A 1,578-nucleotide genomic window follows, 5' to 3' on the forward strand; every position below is an offset into this window, starting at 1 on the left:
CGCGTGCCACCTCGGAGCGCGTCACGCACCGCTCCGCGCACGCCCACCCGGGCCCGGCCCCGGCTCGCACCGCCCGCAGGGTCACCGTCGGTGACGGCGGCGCGCCCGCGAGATGGCGTCCTACCAGGAAAATCCGCATACTTCCGACAGTGGCAGCCGAGTTCACTTAACGGACAACCCGCCCTCAGCGAGCGGTCATCTGCACTGCCGCACCTGTTCACTCCCCGTTCACTTCCGACCGGCGAACCGGCTACCTGGCGCTCCTAACTTTTGGATCAGCCGGTCAGCGCCGGCACCCCGGGCCCCAATCCGGGTGCGAAGTCAGACGTGAAGGGAAACCCCTCAGGTGAAGCTCCAGCGGCACGGCACTCTCGCCTGCCTCGCTCTTACCGCGACGCTCGCTCTCAGCGCATGCGGCTCGGACAACAACGAGCCCGCGAGCAGCGCCTCCGCCTCCGGGTCGGCCGCCGCCGCCGACTGCGCCACCGGCACGCTGAACGCCCAGGGCTCGTCGGCGCAGAAGAACGCGATGGACGAGTGGATCAAGGCGTACCAGCAGAAGTGCTCCGGTGCCAAGATCAACTATGAGCCGTCCGGCTCGGGCGCCGGCATCCAGGCCTTCATCGCCGGCACCGCCGACTTCGCCGGCTCGGACTCCGCCCTCAAGGAGGAGGAGCAGCCGCAGGCCAACGCCAAGTGCGTCGGCGGCGCGGCCATCAACCTGCCGATGGTGATCGGCCCGGTCGCCATCGCCTACAACGTCAACGGCGTGGACAACCTCCAGCTCAAGCCGGCCACCCTGGCGAAGATCTTCGCCGGCAAGGTGACCAAGTGGGACGACCCGGCGATCAAGGCCGACAACCCCGACGCCAAGCTGCCGTCGACCGCCATCAATGCGGTGCACCGCTCGGACTCGTCCGGCACCACCGACAACTTCACCGACTTCCTCACCAAGACCGCCGCGGCCGACTGGACCTTCGGCAAGGCCAAGGAGTGGAAGGCCCCGGGCGGCACCGGCGCGGCGAAGTCCGACGGCGTGGCCAGCGCCATCAAGAACCAGGACGGCACCATCGGCTACGTCGAGTGGTCGTACGCCGAGAACGGTGGCCTGAAGACCGCCAAGGTCGGCAACGGCGCGGGCGAGTTCGCCGAACTGACCGCCGAGTCGGCCGGCAAGACCATCGCCGGCGCCGAGGTGGTCGGCCAGGGCGACGACCTGAAGATGAAGATCGACTACAACACCAAGGAGGCCGGGGCCTACCCGATCGTCCTGGTGACCTACGAGATCGTCTGCTCCAAGGGCCTCGCCGCCGACAAGCTCCCGCTGGTCAAGGGCTTCCTCGGCCACGCCGCCAGCCCCGCGGGCCAGGCCGACCTGACCGAGCTGGGCTACGCCCCGCTGCCCGAGTCGGTCCGCACCAAGGTCGAGGCCGCGGTCAAGAACCTCGCCTGAGCCGTCCGCATCGACACCGTCACCACCACCTCAACGCGAAGCGAGCGAGCAGATGGGTGAAACCCCTCACCGCTCGGCCCACGCCGGCACCGGCGGGACGCGCGTGACCGAAGGTCACGACCGTC

Annotated in this window: 1 protein-coding gene; it reads left to right on the forward strand. The window is 69.3% G+C overall.

Annotated features, from left to right (window positions below; genetic code table 11):
• The first annotated feature begins 346 nt into the window (after window positions 1–346).
• Window positions 347–1,453 (forward strand): phosphate ABC transporter substrate-binding protein PstS, encoded by a 1,107-nt coding sequence (gene pstS, locus AB0B91_RS65855; protein ID WP_088998174.1) that lies wholly within the window; start codon window positions 347–349, stop codon window positions 1,451–1,453.
• The last annotated feature ends 125 nt before the right edge of the window (window positions 1,454–1,578 follow it).

Source organism: Nonomuraea sp. NPDC049141 (assembly GCF_040648415.1).
Lineage (GTDB): Bacteria > Actinomycetota > Actinomycetes > Streptosporangiales > Streptosporangiaceae > Nonomuraea.